This is a genomic window from Ramlibacter sp. (genome assembly GCF_035548915.1).
Lineage (GTDB): Bacteria > Pseudomonadota > Gammaproteobacteria > Burkholderiales > Burkholderiaceae_C > Ramlibacter.
Map to the genome: position 1 here is coordinate 1 of NZ_DASZSE010000030.1, position 19,152 is coordinate 19,152.

Genomic DNA, 19,152 nt, shown 5'->3' on the forward strand with positions numbered 1-19,152 from the left:
GTTGGCTCGAGATGCCCGCCTGGCCTGATTACGCCGGAAACGACTGGCCTGAATATGCCGAAAACACCAGCCGGTCCCGGCGAACCCGACTGGCCTGATTACGCCGGAAACGAAGTGGCCTGATTACGGTGGAAGGTGACATCCCTGACCTTGGTAGCCCAAAATGAGCGGGTACAGGAGGTCCACGGCGCTCAGGGCATCCATGTTCTCGCGTTTGACGAGGAAGTCTTCGGGGGCGTGAAACACGATGACGCTGCCAAGTGGCTCCGCCTGTGCAGTACAGGACTCGCCCAACCGGGCAGAGTGGGGCACCCAGACGTCCTCCGGAAGAAGTGAGCTCGTTCGGCCCAATCCGAACTGCTGCTGCAGTGACGGGTCCCGGTACTTGCTTGCCTCCGGAATCAGGACGACTTGACGCTCACCGCTAGCAGCCACGGCCTCAGCAACTGGAGCCACGTCGAACCGGTCTCCGCGCACGATTAGAAAACGGGCAAGAAAGTGCGGGACGACATCCTGCGGCAGATGCGCGCCGTCGATGTCAGCCATGCCGTCCAGAACAGCTTTCTGAATGTCTTCATCGGAGTGGTCCCAAGCAGCCTTCGGCGGTGCGATGACCGTGACCCCGCGGAAGTACATGCGGTTGTCAGCATCGCGGAACTTGAGATAACAAGCGGCCAGCCGGCCAAGGACCTGCCTCCATTCGCCTCCCACCACGAAGATGCCTTCGCCGAGCCGGATGCCAGGGGCGTCTTCAAAGACAGAGCGCGGGTCGAACCCTGGAAGCCGGGGTCTCTCAGGCAACTCCTGCGGATGCCCTTCATGCGGCTGATTCGGTTGCTCTCCTGGCATGTCACTCCTCCTTTGTTGTGTCTTTGTTTGCGGGCTTGCCCTTTGCTCGAGGCTTCGTCAGCTGGAACTCGCGATGTAATCCTGAAGCACGGTGTTCTGGAGTATCTCCGTCGCTGCAATCGGAAGGCCTTGCAGGTATTTGAATGGCACAGCGCGGCTGACCACGAGGGGCCCTTGCAGCTTGAGCGCGCTTGTGCGATGCCCGATGAACTTGGCAAGCCCGGCTTGGTTGGCCTGCAGCCAGGCAAAGCGCCGGAGGTGTCGGTGCAGCTTGTCTCCGACGTTGCCTTTGAAGCGGTCACAGGCCAAGGCGATTTCGGCCACCGTGCGGGACTGTTTGAGCCGCTTGCACTCGACGATGAGGACGCGCCCGTCCTTCCAGGCCAGAACGTCGACGTCTCCCATGCCGTCCTTCTTCAGGGCTCCCAGCTGTGTCATCGCGACTTCGGTCTTCGCTTGCCAGCCCAAGGCGCGAAGCTGTTCGGCGACCATCTCAGTGAACTCCCGGCCCAGCTCGTCGACCCTTCCGCCAAGCCACGCCCGCATCTCCGTGGACTTGAATACGTCCTTGTCGAAGCTCGCCGACTTGATGCTGTCCAACACGTAGCCGAAGGCCTCCCTGGCCATCGCGATGCCATACGTGAACTGGGTTCCGTGCGCGTCCAGCACGACCAAGGGCCGCAAGCTCAATGAAAGTGGGCGCTCAAAGCGCCAAGGGTTGACGAACTTGGCAGGAATGTCGGGGCCGGCGAGCCAGGTCGGCCGGCGTGGGAGCCCGAACGAATCCAGGAAGGCCCGTACATCGGCCACAGTGATGCCATCGTCTTTTCGCGCCTGCGCAATCTCCTCGATGGTGCAGGTGACCACCGGCGCGCCGCGCTCGACGGCTGTGTCTTCGAGTTGGGCGGCAATCTCACGAAAGGCCGTGAAGGTGAGTCCGTACTCCTTGAGCCAGGCGTCTTGGAACTTGGGTTCGTTGAAGAAAGACGTTGTCTTGGCAGAGACCGGCGTGGGTTCTCTCCTGAACCAGCTCTCGTAGTCTCTGGCGGCCGCTTCATACTGGCCCCCGAACGACTCGCCGAGAAACGGCTTGGCCATTTGGCCCAGAACGTCAGCTGCGAGCACGTAGCTCCCGTTGGGATAAATGGTGATGCCTTGGCTCGCCAAGCCGAAGTGCAAAGCGTCGGAGTCCCGACCCATGTTCGTTAGGGCCGCCATCCTGCCGACTAGGTCGTCGATGCGGTGGCCATCGGGCAGGAGCCCTCCAGCGTCCTTGCATTCACATGTGGCTGCCTCGATGAGAGCCCGCATTGCGATTTGGGTCTGCGCTCGCTCTTGGTCGACCTTCAAGGCCGCTCGCAGCGCTTCCTCAGGCCCATAGAGGGAGCGCACCGCGCGCGCTGTCGCCTTCCAGCGTTGCTTGTCGCGCAGCATCGTCTCGTAGCACGTGAGCAGCTCGCTAATGAGGGCGACGCGGTTGTACTGCTTCAAGGCGCCTTGGAGGCCAGCAGCGTGCTGAGTGACTGCCTCATTAAGCAGTGCGGAGCTCTCGTCCACTGCCACTTTCTCGGGCTTGCCGGGTGCCGGACGCCAGATGAACGCGGAGTTCAGCCAGAACCGGATGGACTCCTCGGGCTGCGTGTAGACGCGTCTGTCGCTGATGCCGGCCATGTGCTCCGCGGCCGAGGAGACACGCAGCGTGTGCATCACGCGCGCTCCAGGTCCGCCCAGGTACTCCAGGGCGCGCGCGCCGAAGTCTTCGTTCGCCTTCTCCGGAGTCGTGCTCAGAGCCCACATCGCGCGCAAGACAGTCGCAAGGAGAGACTGTTCGCCCTTGTTCTCAACCTCGCCGAAGTTCTGCATGAAGCCGGCGCCAACCTCGATGAAGGCAACAGGCCGTCCTTTCCCTCTCCTTAGGTGCAGTTGGGTGTCGCGAGGTTCTTGCTCGTGCGGTTCGCCTTCCTTGTCAAAGTCGGCAGCATCGACCACAAGCTGTCTGAAGTCAACGACGATTTCAGGGCTGTGAGTCTCGAAAGTAGGGCAATCCGCCTGGACGGCGCGGTACACGAGGAACTGAAGCGCCTCCCAGAGTTCGAACGCGGTCTTGCTCGCTAGTGCCTCCCGTGAGGTCAGGACCACGACCCACAAAGTGCTATGCCCGGCATGAACGCAGAATGCCAGCACCCCGCCAACAATCAGGTCCAAGCTGACATAGACGGGGAGCCCGCGGATGTTGCGGTAGATGGAAGCGTAGTTCGCACGCTGGACGACAGTGAATCCGGCGCGCAGTGGCTCGCAGTGCTCGTCCACCAAACGGCGGCGCTCCAGCCGGTAAGGAAGAAGGTGGTCGGTCGCGATTTGCAACACGAGCGGCTGGCTGTGTCCTGCTTCTGGGACGCGTAGAGTGAAGTTCTGCTGCACCCAGTAGGAGTAGAGATTCAGTAGCCCGTTGTCGAATGGGATGTGCAGCAGCCCCTTGTCTTCCTGCTCCTTGAGTTGGTTCAGAAGCAGGATGAGGCGGTCCAGGGGATACTCGGAGTCGGTGTAAAGCAGTTCCAAGTCGCTCAGTCGGGCCACCGAGAACGTCCAGCGGTCCCGGTCTTCGAAGGGCTTTGTCTTTATGCCTTGCCCTAGGAGTCCTGCGATGTAGAGGGTGTGGCCCGAGTCGACCTCGTACTCTTTCTCCAAGTACTCCTGCAACTGCATCGTGTGCATCGCGATTGCGGCCTCGTCTTCTCCGGACGGCTCCATCGGCAGCTTGAGACCGTGCGTGGCGAACCTGACGATGTCCTCCGACACGAGGAGGTGGTGCAGGAAGCGCCTCTCGCCGACTCTCACGACCGCGCTCGAGCAAGTTTGGTCCACACGGCGCAGATGCGCTGGAAGCTTCACCAACTCCGCGCCATGTCTGCTGCCATGCAGGGACAGACCAACCACACGGTGCGATGCCTGATTCATCAACGCCGCGTGGAGCTCGCCCAGCCGAGACGCCTTGGCGGCGCAGGTGACCAGGTGCTTGCGCACTGCGTAGGTCACTGAGGCGGGCAAGGCGAGGACGAGCTTGTCCCCGATGCGCACCAGTGGCTGGTAGTGCAGCGCGGAGTCATGGCTGTTTTCGTTGACCAGGCCCTCGCGCTTTCCTAGGTCGTAGAAAAACGGCTCCAGCAGGTCCTGCGCAATGCCGAGCGCCTTGAGTTCCTGTGGCGTGAACGTCACCCGTTCGGCCCACTTAGCTACAGGTGCTCGGGAGTGGATGGCCATGGCAGCCTTGTCCACAGAGGGCTCGTGTGCCCACCGCTGCAGGCCGCTCTTCTGGGCCACCGCGTCAGACAGTGCGAGCAGAGCGAGCGCTTGGTCCAGCCAAGGGCACGGCTTGGAGTCAAAAATCCGGCCCACAGCAGCAATCAGGTAGGTCGTGGCTGCATCGGCACCCTCGAAGAGGCCGGGAAAGACGCGGAAGTCCCCCACTGACGTCAGCACGTTCAGGACGAACGCGTCCTCCGCTGGGTCTTCCATCTTTGCGATGTCGAAGACCCCAAGCTGCCGATTGAGCCAAGTGTCTAGATGGCGAGGTTCAACGCGCGTTTTGCCGTCACAGCAAGACACGGCAATGTGGACGAGGATTTCGAGCCGGAAGGCATTCGCTTGGTAGGACGGCACTGTGAACATGCCGGCGACCGCGGCAACCGTTCGCTCCAGGTCGTAGTTGCGCAGAACCTTTGCGAGCAGGTCAATCTTCGGGTGGCCGATTTGCGGAGCGATGCTGCCAAGGAACGGCGGCAACGACCCGGGAGGAAGCGGCACTTGCGACATGAATACTCCCGTGCGCCTGCCGCACTGCAGCGAGCGTAGGGCAGGGCGCTTGGCGACCTGCTACCAGAACCCAGAGCCGCGACGCGCCGAACCGTCGGCACCAAGGCTGCGGGCACCTCCGGCACGGAGGTGCTGATTCCTGCGCCCGAGTAGTCGTTTTCTCTTTTGCTGACAACGGCTTAGGGCGCGCGGGAACCGGTCTGATGCCACAAAAAGCAGGCACGGCGCGAGCGCCATCTTCGGGATGTCCGCCACGTTCCATGCGCTCACGATGATGCGGCGCGAATCGGGATTCGTGCGGATCGTGTTCACCGCCTGCGCGATCTGGTCGACGTGGCCGCCCTCGGGCGTGGGCCAGCTTCTCCATTGCACGCCGTAGACCGGGCCCAGGTCGCCGTCCTCGCGGGCCCATTCGTCCCAGATCGTCACGCCGCGTTCGCGCAGCCAGTTGTTGTTGCCCGAGCCCTGCAGGAACCAGAGCAGCTCGTAGATGACGGATTTGAGATGGACCTTCTTCGTCGTGACGAGCGGGAAGCCCTCGGCGAGGTCGAATCGCATCTGGTAGCCGAAGACGCTTCGGGTTCCGGTGCCCGTACGGTCGGACTTGTGCGTGCCGTGCGTGTAGACGTGGCGCATGAAGTCTTCGTACTGGGAGCGGACAGGATGAGGCGCGGTCACTGGCCATTCCCTTTCGCATGCGTTGGAGCCTTGCCGGGCAGTGCCGCCCGTTGGCGTGGAAGTACCTCGCGGGTCAAGAGCGTGCTCGCGGGTTCGTCGATATCGTCTTTGCCCATCTTCGCATCATAGGAGCACCACCCGCCCTGGATTCAGAGTCCCCTTCGGGTCCAGCGCCAGCTTGATGGCCCGCATCAGCTCCATAGCCACGGGCGACTTGTACTTCGGAAGCGTCTCCACCTTGAAGGCGCCGATGCCGTGTTCGGCCGAGATCGAGCCGCCGAAGCGCGTGACCGCGTCGTACACGAGCGCGTTCACGCGCGCCTCGTGGGTGTCGAGGAAGGCCGCCGGGTCGCCGCCCACCGGCGCCTGCACGTTGTAGTGCAGGTTGCCGTCGCCCAGATGGCCGAAATTCACGAGCCGCACGCCGGCAATCTCGCGCGCGAGCGCCGCATCCGTTTCGGCGCAGAACGCCGCGATCCTCGACACCGGCAGCGAGATGTCGTGCTTGATGTTCAGACCCTCCTCGGCCTGCGCGAGCGGGATCGCTTCGCGGATGTGCCAGAGCTGGCTTGCCTGCTGCAGATTCGCCGCGACCACGGCGTCGGTCGCCGAGCCATCCTCGATCGCCTGTTCCAGCAACTGCTCGAAGAGGGCGTGCGCATGCGCTTCGGACTCGCTGTCGGCGTTTTCGATGAGCACGCAATACGGGCTCGCCTCGTAAAGCGGCACGCGAAGCTGCCTGAAGTGGCGCGCGACGAGCGACAGCGCGAACTGCCCCATCACCTCGAAGCCCGTGAGGGATGCGCCGAGCACCTTGTGCGCGAGGCCGAGCAGATGCACCGCTTCTTCCAGCGAGGGCACGGCGATCCACGCCGTGAGCGAACTCGCGGGCTGCGGGTAGAGCTTGAGCGTGGCCGCGGTGATGATGCCGAGCGTGCCTTCGCTGCCGATGAAAAGATCGCGCAGGTCGTAGCCCGTGTTGTCCTTGCGCAGGCCGGTGAGGCCCTGCAGCACTTCGCCTTGCGCGGTGACCACTTCCAGGCCCAGGCACAGCTCGCGCGCGTTGCCGTAGCGAAGCACCTGCGTGCCGCCCGCGTTGGTGGAGAGGTTGCCGCCGATCGTGCAGCTGCCCTCGGCCGCGAGGCTGAGCGGCAGGAGGAGGTCCGCATCGTGCGCGGCTTGCTGCAGGGCCTGCAGCACGCATCCGGCTTCGGCCGTGAGGGTGAGGTTGGCCGCGTCGATGTCGCGCACCTTGTTCATCCGCGCGAGGCTCAGCACGACCTGCGTGCCGCTGTCGTCGGGCGTGGAGCCGCCCACGAGCCCGGTGTTGCCGCCTTGCGGCACGATGGAGACCCCCTGTGCGGCGCAGGCGCGCACGACGGCGGCCACTTCGCCCGTCGTGCCGGGCCGCACGACCGCGAGCGCCTTGCCGCGCGCGCGCTTGCGCCAGTCCTGTTCCCAGGCGGCGAGGTCGCCTTCATGCAGCACGTGCGCCGCGCCGACGATCGAACGAAGGGAGTCGAAGATTCCGCTCATGACGGGGATGATGCCGTGTCTACCGATTTGCGCGATGGTCCGAGCCGCAGCCGCACGTGGATCGCGCAGGCCGCGAAGAGCGCGACGCACAGCAGCACCTCGATGCGGGCGAGCGCCGCGACCGGCGCCCGGTCGTTCCAGAGCACGACGCCTTCCATGAAGTAGGGCCAGACGAGCAGGCTCACCCAGCGGTACGTGTAGAGCCGCCGCACGAGCAGCCCCTTCACGGGGACGGTGAGGGGCAGGACCTTGAGCGCCCAGACCGCGCGCGCGGCCTGCGGCGCGAGCCACAGTTCCCACGCGAGCCCAAGCGCGATCAGGGCGAGCAGGCTCGCGACCGCCAGCCAGCGCGTGGCTTCCACGGCGGGCGGCGCCTTCGGTTCGCTCTCGGGGACATTCATGGTGCGAGTGGCATCATAGCGGCCGATGGATGCACGACGCCTCGCAGGCGACCTCTCACGTTTTCCCTGGCGGTCGACCGCCCTCACGCTCTACGAACGCTTCCGCGAGGACCGGCTCGGCCTGTCGGCCAGCAGCCTCACGTTCACGACGACGATCGCGCTCGTGCCCTTTTTCGCCGTGGTCCTTTCGATTTTCACGGCGTTTCCGATGTTCGCCAAGCTGCAGGCGACGCTGCAGGCCTGGCTCGTGCAAAGCCTCGTGCCCGAATCGATCGCGCGGCAGGTGCTCGGCTATCTCACGCAGTTCGCGGGCAAGGCGAGCCGCCTGGGCGCCGCGGGCTTCGCCGCGCTCATGGTGACGGCGCTCGCGCTCGTGCTCACCATCGACCGCACGCTCAACGGCATCTGGCGCGTGCGAAGGCCGCGGCCGCTTTCGCAGCGCATCCTCATCTACTGGGCCGTGATGACGCTCGGGCCGGTGCTGCTCGCGGCGAGCCTGAGCATCACGTCCTACGTGATCTCCGCCTCGCGCGGGCTCGTGGGCGCGATGCCCGGCGCGGTGCAGGTGGCGCTCGATCTCGTGCAGTTCGCGCTGCTCGCCTGCGCGCTCACCGCCGTCTACCGCTATGTGCCCAACGTCCCCGTGCGCCCCGCGCACGCGTGGGCGGGCGGCCTCTTCGGCGCCGCCGGCATCGAACTGGCCAAGCGGATGCTCGCCTGGTACATCGCCTCGGTGCCCACGTATTCGCTCGTCTACGGCGCGTTCGCGACGCTGCCGATCCTGCTCGTGTGGATCTACATGGCATGGGTGATCGTGCTGCTGGGCGCCGTGATCGCGGCCTACCTGCCGAGCCTGCTTGCGGGCGCGAGCCGCCGCGTGGGCGGGCAGGGCTGGCAGTTCCAGCTCGCGCTGGACGTGCTGCGTCACCTCGTGGAGGCGGCCGCGACCCCCTCGCGCGGCTTGAGCGCGCCACAGCTCCTTCAGCGCATGGACGTGGACGGCCTGCAGCTCGAACCCGTGCTCGAAACGCTCGTGGAGCTCGGCTGGGTGGGGCGCCTGAACGAGGTGGCCGACGAATCCGCGACGCGCTTCATCCTGCTTGCGGACCCGCGCTCGACGCTCGTCGCGCCGCTCGTGCGGGCGTTGCTGCTGGCCGATACGCCCGCCACCGAGAAGCTGTGGGCGAGCGGGCATTTCGGCGAGGTGCGGCTCGCGGACGTCTTGTAGGCTGAATCCGGCGCGCGCCGCCGCGCGTATACGGTGCGGTGCGGAAGCGATGTGCTTTCGCCACCCAACCCATGGAGGCCGAGATGGCAGTGCTGATGATCATGCAATGGGACGGCGTCACGCCCGCCCAGTACGACAAGGTCTGCGAGCTGGTGAATTTCCAGGTGGATCATCCGAAGGGCGGGCTCTTTCACGTCGCCGCGATCAGCGACAAGGGGCTGCGCGTCGCGGACCTGTGGGACAACGCGCAGGACTTCCAGGCCTTCGTCGAGCAGCGGCTCATGCCCGGCGTGCACAAGGCCGGCATCCAGACCGAGCCCAAGGTCGAGGTCTGGCCCGCGCACAACGTCTTCACGCCGGGGTACGTCGCGAAGTGAAGCGCCTCAGGCGGTGGCGAAGGGCGCCTTCAGGAAGCCCCTGAAGCGCGCCCGCCCGCCTCGCGTGGGCGCTTGCGTGAGCCGGTAGCGCGGAAAGCGGGCGAGGAATCGCCCGATCGCGACGCGGCCTTCCAGCCGCGCGAGGCTGAGCCCCGCGCATTGGTGGATGCCGAACCCGAAGGCGAGATGGCGGTTGTTCGCGCGGCCCACGTCGAGCCAGTTTGGACGTTCGAACTGCGCCGGATCGCGGTTGGCCGCGCCGATGCACAGCGTGACGAGCGCGCCTTCGGCCATCGCCACGCCGCCGACTTCGCACGCCCGCAACGCGCGCCTGTTGCCGAGCTGATTGGACGATTCGAAGCGCAGGAACTCGTCGACCGCAAGCGTCATCGCGGGCTCGAGCGCGGCCCAGTCGGGACGGGCTCCGATCGTGCGAAGCAACCGCGCCTTCTCCTCGGGCCACGCCTCGAGCGCGACGAGCGCGTTGCCGATCAGGTTGGTCGTGGTCTCGTGGCCCGCGTTCAGGATGAAGACGCAGTTTTGCAGCAGTTCCGGCTCGGTCAGCTGCTCACCGTCGGCGCCGCCCTGGATGAGGCGCGTGAGCACGTCGTGCTCCGCGTCGCCGGGGTGCCTGCGCCGGTCGGCCACGAGGTCGCGCAGGTAGGCCGTGAATTCGACGACGGCACGGTTGCCGAGTGCTTCCTGCTCGGGCGTGAGCTTCGGCTCCAGCGCACCGAGGATCGCGAGCGACCAGCCGCGCAGCGGCGCGCGGTCGGCGCGCGGCACGGCGAGCAGGTTGCCGACGATCTCCACCGGGATCGCGCAGGCGAAGTCCTCCACCAGGTCGCCGCCCCGGCGCGCTTCGATGCCGTCGAGCAGGCGCTCCACGAGCGCGACGAGTTCCGGCTCCATCTGCGCGATCGCGCGGCGCGTGAGCGCGCCCATGATGAGGCTCCTCACGCGGGTGTGCAGCGGCGGATCGTTGAAGACGAGGCTCGTGGTGTGGTGTTCCAGGAGAGGCGCGCCCGGTCCGTACTTGGGCGTGAACTCCACCTTCTTGTCCGAGCTGAAGACGTGCGCGTCGCGGTACACCGAGACGACGTCCGCATAGCGCGTGAGGAAGAACGAGCCGTCGGGCATGCGGCGCACCGGCTCGGCCTCGCGCAGCGCGTCGTAGACGGGATAAGGGTCCGCGTAGAAGTCCGCGGGCAGCGCGCGCAAGTCGAAGCCCGACGCGATCTCGCGCGCACGGGCGGCATCCATCAGCTGGCCTCGAAGCGGCCGCGCAGCGTTTCGTACAGGGGCTTCAGCAGCGCGTCGTCCATGAAGAAGCGCAGGTGCCCGCCGCCTTCGATCGTGAGCGTGAGGAGAGCGTCCTTCGCATCCGCCGGCAGGTCGATTTCGCATCCGTCCGTATCGAACACGCCCTTCAGCGGCTCGGACTTGAGCATGCGGTTGCTGCTGCGCCGCGCCGACGCGCAGCAGGCGATCATCACCTTCAGCTGGTCTTCCGGAAACGCGAGCACGATGGGGCGCCCGTTGCCGTCCTTGCAATGCAGCAGCATGTAGAGGCCGTCGTCGGTGATCTGAACGGCATCGATCTCCGAAATGGGCGAGGCGGTCACGGTTTGCATGGCAGGGATTCTCGCTGAGGGTTGCAGTCGCCAGGCGATCTTAGCGAATCGCGATCGGCTGGAGGTTTTCGTCGGCGAGCCCCACGAGGAGCGCTCGGCCGTCGGGCAAAACGCGGAATTCCGCGTAGCGCGCCGCCTGCCAGCGCTTGCCGTCGCCCTCGCGGAAGAACCAGGCGTCGCTCACGAGCGTCCAGCGGCCGCCTTTGGGCGTGAGCTCGATCGGCATTTCGTCGGGCGCGACCGTCTCGACGTTGCGCACAATGCGAAGCGGCTGCGCCACGCGCCGCTCGTCGAGCTTCACCACGACGAAGGGGCGCTCGAGCGCGACGAGGCCCTGCACCTGTGTCTCCACGCTTGCGGGAAGCTGGAAGTCAAGGCGCATGTAGTCGCCTTGCATGAGCGAGCGCGGGTCCACCGGCGCGAGGCGCACGAAGACCTTGCCGCCTTCGGCGATCAGCGATTCGTTCCGGCGGATCGCGTAGTTCGCGAAGGCGAGTGTTGCGACGGCACCCAGGCCCACGAGCAGGGCCGCGCGGCGATCGAACGTTTCGCGGGTCGTCGGGGTCGACACCGCGACGCGATCCCGCGCGAGCCACGCTGCGGCGGCGAGCAGCGTGCCCGCTGCGAACATCACGAGCCCCTTGGTCGCGAGCGTCCAGTCGAGCCGGTAGTAGAACGCGCCGACGATCCACGCGGCGGCGAATGCCGAAGCAGCGGCAAGCCGCCAGCGGCGGCTCGTCGCCGTGACGGCCAGCGCGAGCAGCACCGCGCCGAGGGTCGGCATGAATGCGCTCAGCAAGACGAGCACGGCGTACACCGCGAGGGCCAGCGGCTGCCGCAGCGCGGGCCATGCGCGCCAGATCGCGTAAGCGCCACCGGCCGCCGCGAGCGCCGAGCCCGCTCGCAGCACCGAAGCCTGGATGAGCGACTGCGAGCCGCCTCCCTGCAGGAGACTGCCCGCGCCGCCCAGCACGCCGCCCAAAAGGAATGTCATGCCGGCCCACCACGCGAGGCCGGCGAGCGTGGCGAGGAGCCATCCGGCGGCGATGGGTTCGAGCGCCGCCGCATGCCGCGCGCCCTTCGCATCGCGCCAGCGCGCCTGAACGGCGAGTGCCGCGAGCCACGCGCCCAGCGCGAGGTGCAGCGCGAACCAGAAGCCCCCGAGGAGCGGGAACCGTCCGCGTTCGTGCGGCACCACGACGAAGATCGCAAGCGCGCCCCCGGCCACGCCCAGCAGGTTGCGCAGCCAGGGCCGGGGAATCGCCCAGGCGAAGCCCAGCGCAATGGCCATCAGCACAGCCGCGGCGCCGCGCGAACCCAGATCCCGGTCCAGCCCCGCCGCGAGCGAGCCGGCGCCCACGACGAGCGCGATGAGCGCGAGCTGCTCGACGAACACCGGCACGCCGCGTCCGCGCAGCACGACGAACGCGCCGCCCAGGAGCAGGAGCCCGACCAGGTCGAGGCCGGCGTTGTGCCGCAGCAAGTCCCCAAGCAGCATCCCGACCACGAGCAGCAGCGGGATGGCCGCGAGCCATGCGCCGAGCGCGGTGAGCAGCAGCACGGGCCACGGGCGTGTTTCCTGCTCCACGGGCGGCACGCCGGCGGGCAGCAGCCCTTCGCGCACGGCCCGTTCGTACGTTTCGTACGTTTCGCGCACGCGCGATGGTTGGGCGGACGCCTCAGACATGGCCGTCGCTTCCGCGGTGCTCGCGGGCGAGCCTGAGGACCCAGCTCACCGACACGGCCAGGAGCCCGGCCGCGAGCAGGCCGATCAGGAACAGCTGGCCGATGGGGTCGCGCAGGGCGTCGGTCCGGTCGAAGAACATCCACCGCGCGACGCCTGCCACGAGCAGTGTGTCCAGGCCGAGCGCCACCGCGCTCAGCAGGAACACGTCGAAGGCGATGCCCTTCGCGAGCACCAGTGCCACCGCAGCGAAGAGCAGCAACGCGACCCAGTAGTGCGGCGCGATGTGCCGATCGAACAGCGCAAGGAGTCCCGTGAACGTGACGAGCACCACGGCGAGCGCGCCGGCCGTGCGCAAGGTCCATGCTCCCGCGCCGAGCCATCGCCCCGCGGCGCCCGCGAACATCGCGACGAGCGCGACGCAGGCGAGCCACGCGGCGAAATACGTGCCCGGCGCATCGGCCTGCCAGCCGAAGCGGTGGCCGGCGTGCGCGTAGAGCCAGCCCGCGATCGCGGTGACGGCGACGATCGCCCACGGTGTCCACACGGCGTCGCTGCGCGCTCCGAGCGCGATGGGCAGCGCGAGCACGGCCCAGAGCGCGAAGAGCTGCCACGCGTCAGCGCCCGTCTGGTAGGTCTGCCCGAAGTAGGCGAAGAGCCCGCCGATGCACAGCATGGCGAGCAAAGCGAGCGGTGCTCGCCAGGCGGGCCGCAGCACCGCACCCGCCGCCGAGCCGAGGACGGCCGCTTCGAGCAAGGCGAAGCGGCCCATCCGGCCCATGTCGTCCCAGTTGGCGGCGAGCCACAGGATCACCCCGAACCCCGCGAGAGCGGCCGCCGCGATCGCGACCGCGGGCCAGAAGCGCCGCGCGAGCGCGGGCGGCTCCTCCTCGAAGCCCGCCACCCGCAAGAGCGCGGCGGCACGCGCCTCGTCCAGTCCGAAGCGATCGATCCACTCGTAGACCGCGAGCCGGAGATTCATTGCGCGACGAATTCCTTCAGCGCGGCCAGCACCGCATCGGGCGCTTCGAGCATCATCTGGTGGCCGCCTTCGACCACCACCGTGCGCGCATGGGTGGCCTTTTGCTGCAGCGGCTTCGCCATCTTCGGCAGCGTCATCGAGTCGTTGCGCCCGAGCACGAAGAGGATCGGCGAGCGCACCTTCGCGATGGCCGCTTCGCCACCCGCGTAGGTGTCGCACGCGACGAAGCCGCGATGGAAGACGTTCACCTTCGCGTTGCTTGCCAGCACGCGTTTCATGAGCGCGCGCGAGCTGCCGTAGAGCCACGTGCCCGGCCCGAGCGCGGAGGGCGGCGGGGCGAGCAGCGAATGCGAGTACACGTTGACCATGTCGATCGCCTTCATCGGCTCGCGGAGCGAAGTTTCCAGCAACGCCGCCGAGACTTTCATTGGATAGGCGATGCCCACGAGCGCGAGATGCGTGACGCGCTGCGGGATGCGCGAGGCGGCTTCGAGCACGGTGAGCGCGCCGAAGCTGTGGCCGACGAGCGCGGCCTTCGTCGCGCCGGCGGCGTCCAGCAGCGCGACGACGAAGCTCGCGGCTTCTTCGACACTGCGGGGTGGCTCGCCCTCGCTCCTGCAATGCCCGGGCAGGTCCACCGCGAGCACGTTGAAGCCGTGGTTGGCGAAGTAGCGCGACTGCAGGATCCACACGCTGTGGTCGTTGAGCACCCCGTGCACGAACACGATGGTCGGCTTCGCGGGATCGAACGGCTTGCCGCCCGTGTAGCAGAACGTCCTGTGGCCTTCGACGAGGATGTCCATCACGCGCTCGCCTTCTCGGCGGCTTTCAGCGCGCGCCTCAGGTCGTCGATGAGGTCGTCGGGGTCCTCGAGGCCGATCGAAAGGCGAATCGTCCCCTGGCCGATGCCGGCGGCGGCGAGCGCTTCGTCGTTCATGCGGAAGTGCGTGGTCGAAGCCGGGTGGATCACGAGCGAGCGGCAGTCGCCCACGTTGGCGAGGTGGCTGAAGAGCCTGAGCGTCTCGATGAACCTGCGGCCCTGATCGCGATCGCCCTTCATGTCGAAGCTGAAGACCGACCCCGCGCCGCGCGGCAGCAGCTTCTTCGCGAGCGCGTGGCTCGGGTGCGACTCGAGCAGCGGATGGCCGACTTTGCGCACGAAGGGATGCGACGCGAGGAATTCGACCACCTTTTCCGTGTTGGACACGTGCCGCTGCATGCGCAGAGGCAGCGTCTCCACGCCCTGCAGGATGAGCCATGCGGTGTGCGGGCTCATGCAGGCGCCGAAGTCGCGCAGGCCTTCGCGCCGCGCGCGCAGCAAGAAGGCGCCCACGGTCGACTCCTCGCTGAACACCATGCCGTGAAAACCGTCGTAGGGCGCCGTGAGCTCCTCGAACTTGCCCGAGCGGCCCCAGTCGAACGTGCCGCCATCGACCACCACGCCGCCGATGACCGTGCCGTGACCCGACAGGAACTTCGTGGCCGAGTGGTAGACGAGGTCCGCGCCGAGGGCGAGCGGCTTCATGAGGTAAGGCGTCGTGAAAGTCGAATCGACCAGCAACGGCACGCCCGCGTCGTGGGCGATGGCCGCGACCGCGGGGATGTCGAGCACGTCGAGGCCCGGGTTGCCGAGCGTCTCGCCGAAGAAGAGCTTCGTGTTCGGCCGCACGGCCGCGCGCCAGGCATCGAGGTCGAGCGGCTTCACGAACGTGGTCTCGATGCCGAAGCGCCTGAGCGTGTAGTGCAGGAGATTTTGCGAGCCGCCGTAAAGCGCGGTGCTCGCGACGATGTGCGAGCCCGCGCCCATGAGCGTGGCGATGGCCAGGTGCAGCGCCGCCTGGCCGCTCGCGGTCGCGATCGCGCCCGCGCCGCCTTCGAGCGCGGCGATGCGCTGCTCGAACACGGCGTTGGTCGGGTTGCTGATGCGCGAATAGACGTGGCCCGAGCGTTCCATGTTGAAGAGCGCCGCCGCGTGGTCGCTCGACTCGAACACGAACGAGGTCGTGAGGTGGATCGGGACCGCGCGCGCGCCGGTCGCGGGGTCGGGTGCCGCGCCCGCGTGAAGCGCGAGCGTATCGAAGCCGGGGTCGGAATAACCAGCCATTTTTCCTGTCGCCTCCACCTCTTGCTGACCGCTATGGAACTGGCCCGCATTGTGGGCTATATTCATCCGACCGGATCGGTGCCCAGGAGCGGAAATCATGAAAGTCAGCGACATCCTGCGAGTGAAGGGCAATACGCTCTACACGGTTTCCCCCGACGAGCCGCTCGCCCGCGCGATCGAGGTGATGGCCGACAAGGACATCGGCTCACTGGTGGTGATGGAGCATGGCGACCTCGTGGGCATGCTCACCTTTCGCGAGGTGATCCAGGCGATCGTTCGCAACGCGCACGCGCCGGGCGCCTCCACCGTGCGCAGCGCGATGGACGATCACCCGACGACCTGCACGCTGGAGACCGAACTCGACGAGGTGCGCCGCATGATGCTGGAGCGGCACGCGCGGTACATGCCCGTGATGGACAAGCGGATGCTGATGGGCGTGATCAGCTTCTACGACGTCGCCAAGGCCGTGGTGGACAGCCAGAATTTCGAGAACCGGATGCTGAAGGCGTACATCCGGGATTGGCCGTCGAGCGAGGACGAGCAGCCGAGCGCGCAGTTGTGAGTCGCGGTGGGGTGCCTTTCGGTTACCCCTCGGTTATCCCCCGGTTACCCCACCCCCACGGCCACGACGTGCATTGCTCCCTCTCCCCTTGGGGGGAGAGGGTTGGGGTGAGGGGAAGGATAATCCGCCCATGAGCGGAAACACCTTCGGCGTCCTCTTCGCCGTCACCAACTTCGGCGAATCCCATGGCCCCGCGATCGGCTGCGTGATCGACGGCTGCCCGCCCGGCATGGCGCTCTGCGAAGCCGACATCCAGCCCGACCTCGATCGTCGCCGCCCCGGCACCAGCCGCCACGTCACCCAGCGCCGCGAAGAAGACAAGGTCGAAATCCTCTCCGGCGTCCACGAAGGCAAGACCACGGGCACGCCCATCTGCCTCCTGATCCGCAACACGGACCAGCGCAGCAAGGACTACGGCGACATCGCGCGCACGTTCCGCCCCGGCCATGCAGACTTCACCTACCTGCAGAAATACGGCCTGCGCGATCCGCGCGGCGGCGGACGATCCTCCGCGCGGCTCACGGCGCCCATGGTGGCCGCGGGCGCCGTCGCGAAGAAGTGGCTGAAGGAAAAATACGGCACCACCTTTCGTGGGTGCATGCAGCAGCTGGGCGACGTGCCGATTCCCTTCGAAAGCTGGGACCACGTGCCGAACAACCCTTTCTTCGCGCCGATCGCGGACGTCGCGCATCTCGAAGCCTACATGGATAGCCTTCGCAAGGCGGGCGATTCGTGCGGCGCGCGCATCCGCGTTTCGGCCTCCGGCGTGCCGGTCGGGCTCGGCGAGCCGCTCTTCGACAAGCTCGACGCCGACATCGCTTGGGCGATGATGGGCATCAACGCGGTGAAGGGGGTGGAGATCGGCGCGGGTTTCGCGAGTGTCACGCAGCGTGGCTCGGTGCACGGCGACTCGCTCACGCCGCAGGGCTTCGCCACGAACAACGCGGGCGGCACGCTCGGCGGCATCAGCACGGGTCAGGATCTGGAAGTCTCGATTGCAATCAAGCCGACGAGCTCCATCCTCACGCCGCGCGACACGGTCGACATCGAGGGCCAATCCACGCAGGTCGTCACCAAGGGCCGCCACGATCCGTGCGTCGGCATCCGCGCGACGCCGATCGCCGAGGCCATGCTCGCGCTCGTGGTGATCGAACATGCGCTGCGCCAGCGTGCGCAAAACGGCGACGTCGTTCCGCCCGTGCCGATCGAATCGTCGTTTCTTTGATCGGGGATTTGGGGTTTGCGAAGGAAGGATTTCGACGCAGAGGACGCAAAGGTTACGCAGAGGACGCAAAGAAGAATCAATCCCTTGAATTCTTTTGCGTCCTCTGCGTAACTTTGCGTCCTCTGCGTCAAAAAAAAAAGTCCTGACGCCCTTACAACACGAACTCCCCAAGCTGGGTCATCATTCGATTCGTGATGCCGATCGTGATCCGCCTTGCGAAGTACTGCTGGGCTGCGCCGTGGTCGTTGCTGGGCGCGGTGCTCGGCTGCGTGGCGATCCTGCTGGGTGCCGACTGGCGCAGGGCGCAAGGCACGTTCGAGATCGGCGGCGGCCTGCTTGGCGCGCTCATCCGTCGCCTGCCGCCGAGCTTGTCGTTTTCGGCCATCACCTTCGGGCATGTGATCCTCGGCGTTGACCTGCCCACGCTTGCTCATCTGCGCGCGCACGAGCAGGTTCACGTGCGGCAATACGAGCACTGGGGTCCGGCCTACGTGCCCGCATACATCCTGTCGAGCCTCCTGCAGCTCATGCGCGGGCGGCACCCCTATCTCGACAATCACTTCGAGCGCGAGGCGTACGCGGTGTCGCACCCGCGCGCGCCGCAGACCTGAAATTCAAGGAGAGCTTCGCATGGACGGCCAGAGTCCCACCCCCGCGGCATCGCCGGTCATCGACCTCACCAAGCAGGCCGACGTGCTCTATTGGTGCCGCATCTTCGACCTCACGATGGAAGAGTTGCGCGAGGCGGTCCACCACGCGGGCCACCAGGTGGCCGAGGTGCGGCGCTACCTGAGCGAGCGGCCGAAAGCCTGACATCCGATTCCTACGCGCGCGTTCGCGCTTTGCGACGCGGCGAGCTCGCCCGCTCGCGAGACCATGAAGGCTTTGCAACGAGGAGCCTCCCAATGGCAGACAAGAAGCCCGCCGGCCGCGGCGCCGACCGCGCTCGCGACAGCGCCCACGACCGTGCCCACGAAAGCGCCCACGAAAGCGCCCACGACAGCGACGACCCGACCGTCGAGAAGCAGCGCGCGCTGCAGCGCGAACAGGACCGCAAGGAGCCACCCGAGGCGAAGGGTGGCGGCGACGGGAAGCCCGGGCCGCAGACCGGCACGCGCGGCCAGCCGCAGGAAATTCCCGCGCAGCATCTGCAAAAGCCCGGCGTCGAAGCCGACATGCAGCTGAAGCCGCGCTTCGAGGCGCCGGACTACCGGGGCAGCGGCAAGCTGAAGGACAGGGTCGCGCTCGTCACGGGCGGCGATTCCGGCATCGGCCGCGCGGTGTCGGTGCTCTATGCGCGCGAAGGCGCGGACGTCGCGATCGTCTATCTCGCCTCGCACGAAGACGCCGAGGAGACGAAGCGGCACGTGGAACGGGAAGGCCGCAAGTGCCTGCTGATCCCGGGCGACGTGAAGGACCCGGCGTTCTGCGAGCAGGCCGTGGAGAAGACGGTGCGGACGTTCGGGCGGCTGGACATCCTCGTGAACAACGCGGCGTTCCAGCTGCACGCGCATTCGCTGGAGGACATCACGGACGAGCGGCTGAAGGAGACGGTGGAGACGAACATCTTCGGCTACTTCTTCATGGCGCGTGCCGCCGTGAAGCACCTGAAGGAAGGCTCCTGCATCATCAACACCGGATCGGTCGTGGGCTTGAAGGGCAGCGGGGAACTGCTGGACTATTCGGCCACCAAGGGCGCGATCCACGCGCTCACGATGTCGCTCGCGCAGAGTTTGATCGACAAGGGCATCCGCGTGAACGCCGTGGCGCCCGGGCCGGTGTGGACGCCGCTCAATCCCGCGGACCGCAGCGCGGAGGAGATCACCGAGTTCGGCAAGAGCACGGTGTTCAAGCGTCCGGCGCAGCCGGAGGAGCTGTCTCCCGCGTACGTGTTCCTCGCTTCGCCGGTGTGCGCGAGTTTCATCACGGGGATCGTGCTGCCTGTCACGGGGCAGATCGGTTGACCTCTTTCCGGTGTGAAATTCGAGGAAGAGGACGCAGAGGACGCAAAGGTTACGCAGAGGACGCAGAGAATTCATTTTTTCCTCTTCAGTCCTCTGCGTCCTCTGCGTAACCTTT

The 19,152-nt window shown here is 66.8% G+C and carries 17 protein-coding genes and 1 pseudogene; 7 read left to right on the plus strand and 11 right to left on the minus strand.

Features of this window, described 5'->3' with window-relative positions; translation table 11 throughout:
• Positions 1 to 123 precede the first annotated feature (123 nt).
• The 5 genes and pseudogenes from VHA82_RS10910 to VHA82_RS10930 all read right to left on the minus strand — a co-directional run bounded on the left by VHA82_RS10910 (position 124) and on the right by VHA82_RS10930 (position 7,277).
• Positions 124 to 849, minus strand: coding sequence for a hypothetical protein (locus VHA82_RS10910; RefSeq protein WP_325543438.1), 726 nt, complete (start codon positions 847 to 849; stop codon positions 124 to 126).
• Positions 850 to 906: 57 nt separating this feature from the next.
• Entirely contained in the window at positions 907 to 4,662 is a 3,756-nt protein-coding gene (locus tag VHA82_RS10915) for a hypothetical protein (protein WP_325543440.1), read from the minus strand.
• Positions 4,663 to 4,872: 210 nt separating this feature from the next.
• A pseudogene (gene thyA / locus VHA82_RS10920) lies at positions 4,873 to 5,340 on the minus strand (thymidylate synthase); the annotation flags it as partial.
• A 123-nt stretch (positions 5,341 to 5,463) separates the two neighbouring features.
• The gene (locus VHA82_RS10925) at positions 5,464 to 6,876 is read right to left on the minus strand and encodes an FAD-binding oxidoreductase (protein ID WP_325543444.1); all 1,413 of its coding nucleotides are present in this window, start codon (positions 6,874 to 6,876) and stop codon (positions 5,464 to 5,466) included.
• On the minus strand, positions 6,873 to 7,277 hold the full coding sequence (locus VHA82_RS10930; protein ID WP_325543446.1) for a DUF2069 domain-containing protein: 405 nt from the start codon (positions 7,275 to 7,277) through the stop codon (positions 6,873 to 6,875). Before VHA82_RS10930 ends, VHA82_RS10925 begins: the two co-directional genes overlap by 4 nt.
• A 25-nt stretch (positions 7,278 to 7,302) precedes the next feature.
• On the opposite strand from VHA82_RS10930, the gene VHA82_RS10935 reads away from it, so the two are divergent.
• Together VHA82_RS10935 and VHA82_RS10940 are read left to right on the plus strand one after the other, a co-directional pair.
• Positions 7,303 to 8,505: a YihY family inner membrane protein gene (locus VHA82_RS10935; protein WP_325543448.1), complete on the plus strand. Its 1,203-nt coding sequence runs from the start codon at positions 7,303 to 7,305 to the stop codon at positions 8,503 to 8,505.
• Positions 8,506 to 8,588: 83 nt separating this feature from the next.
• Positions 8,589 to 8,882, plus strand: a complete 294-nt coding sequence (locus tag VHA82_RS10940) for a hypothetical protein (protein WP_325543450.1) — start codon at positions 8,589 to 8,591, stop codon at positions 8,880 to 8,882.
• A 6-nt stretch (positions 8,883 to 8,888) separates the two neighbouring features.
• Here the strand turns inward: VHA82_RS10940 and VHA82_RS10945 are convergent, their stop codons facing one another.
• From VHA82_RS10945 to VHA82_RS10970, 6 genes are read right to left on the minus strand one after another with little or no spacing between them, the layout of a single operon-like run.
• Positions 8,889 to 10,145 carry a cytochrome P450 gene (locus tag VHA82_RS10945; protein WP_325543452.1) on the minus strand — a complete coding sequence of 419 codons (1,257 nt, stop codon included), beginning with the start codon at positions 10,143 to 10,145 and terminating at the stop codon, positions 8,889 to 8,891.
• Entirely contained in the window at positions 10,145 to 10,516 is a 372-nt protein-coding gene (locus VHA82_RS10950; protein WP_325543454.1) for a hypothetical protein, read from the minus strand. Before VHA82_RS10950 ends, VHA82_RS10945 begins: the two co-directional genes overlap by 1 nt.
• A 40-nt stretch (positions 10,517 to 10,556) precedes the next feature.
• Positions 10,557 to 12,203 carry a GDYXXLXY domain-containing protein gene (locus VHA82_RS10955; RefSeq protein WP_325543456.1) on the minus strand — a complete coding sequence of 549 codons (1,647 nt, stop codon included), beginning with the start codon at positions 12,201 to 12,203 and terminating at the stop codon, positions 10,557 to 10,559.
• Positions 12,196 to 13,182, minus strand: a complete 987-nt coding sequence (locus VHA82_RS10960) for a DUF2157 domain-containing protein (protein WP_325543458.1) — start codon at positions 13,180 to 13,182, stop codon at positions 12,196 to 12,198. Before VHA82_RS10960 ends, VHA82_RS10955 begins: the two co-directional genes overlap by 8 nt.
• Positions 13,179 to 13,985 carry an alpha/beta hydrolase gene (locus tag VHA82_RS10965; protein WP_325543460.1) on the minus strand — a complete coding sequence of 269 codons (807 nt, stop codon included), beginning with the start codon at positions 13,983 to 13,985 and terminating at the stop codon, positions 13,179 to 13,181. The genes VHA82_RS10960 and VHA82_RS10965 overlap by 4 nt, the downstream gene beginning before the upstream one ends.
• Positions 13,985 to 15,286 carry an O-acetylhomoserine aminocarboxypropyltransferase gene (locus tag VHA82_RS10970; RefSeq protein ID WP_325543462.1) on the minus strand — a complete coding sequence of 434 codons (1,302 nt, stop codon included), beginning with the start codon at positions 15,284 to 15,286 and terminating at the stop codon, positions 13,985 to 13,987. Before VHA82_RS10970 ends, VHA82_RS10965 begins: the two co-directional genes overlap by 1 nt.
• A gap of 97 nt (positions 15,287 to 15,383) precedes the next feature.
• Between VHA82_RS10970 and VHA82_RS10975 the strand changes: the two genes are divergently transcribed.
• The 5 genes from VHA82_RS10975 (at position 15,384) to VHA82_RS10995 (ending at position 19,037) form a co-directional block, all read left to right on the plus strand.
• Entirely contained in the window at positions 15,384 to 15,848 is a 465-nt protein-coding gene (locus VHA82_RS10975) for a CBS domain-containing protein (protein ID WP_325543464.1), read from the plus strand.
• A 130-nt stretch (positions 15,849 to 15,978) separates the two neighbouring features.
• The gene (gene aroC, locus VHA82_RS10980; RefSeq protein WP_325543466.1) at positions 15,979 to 17,073 is read left to right on the plus strand and encodes a chorismate synthase; all 1,095 of its coding nucleotides are present in this window, start codon (positions 15,979 to 15,981) and stop codon (positions 17,071 to 17,073) included.
• Positions 17,074 to 17,267: 194 nt separating this feature from the next.
• The gene (locus VHA82_RS10985) at positions 17,268 to 17,684 is read left to right on the plus strand and encodes a signal peptide prediction (protein ID WP_325543468.1); all 417 of its coding nucleotides are present in this window, start codon (positions 17,268 to 17,270) and stop codon (positions 17,682 to 17,684) included.
• Positions 17,685 to 17,703: 19 nt separating this feature from the next.
• Entirely contained in the window at positions 17,704 to 17,886 is a 183-nt protein-coding gene (locus VHA82_RS10990; protein WP_325543470.1) for a DUF3606 domain-containing protein, read from the plus strand.
• A gap of 92 nt (positions 17,887 to 17,978) precedes the next feature.
• Positions 17,979 to 19,037, plus strand: a complete 1,059-nt coding sequence (locus VHA82_RS10995) for an SDR family oxidoreductase (RefSeq protein WP_325543472.1) — start codon at positions 17,979 to 17,981, stop codon at positions 19,035 to 19,037.
• Positions 19,038 to 19,152: the final 115 nt, after the last annotated feature.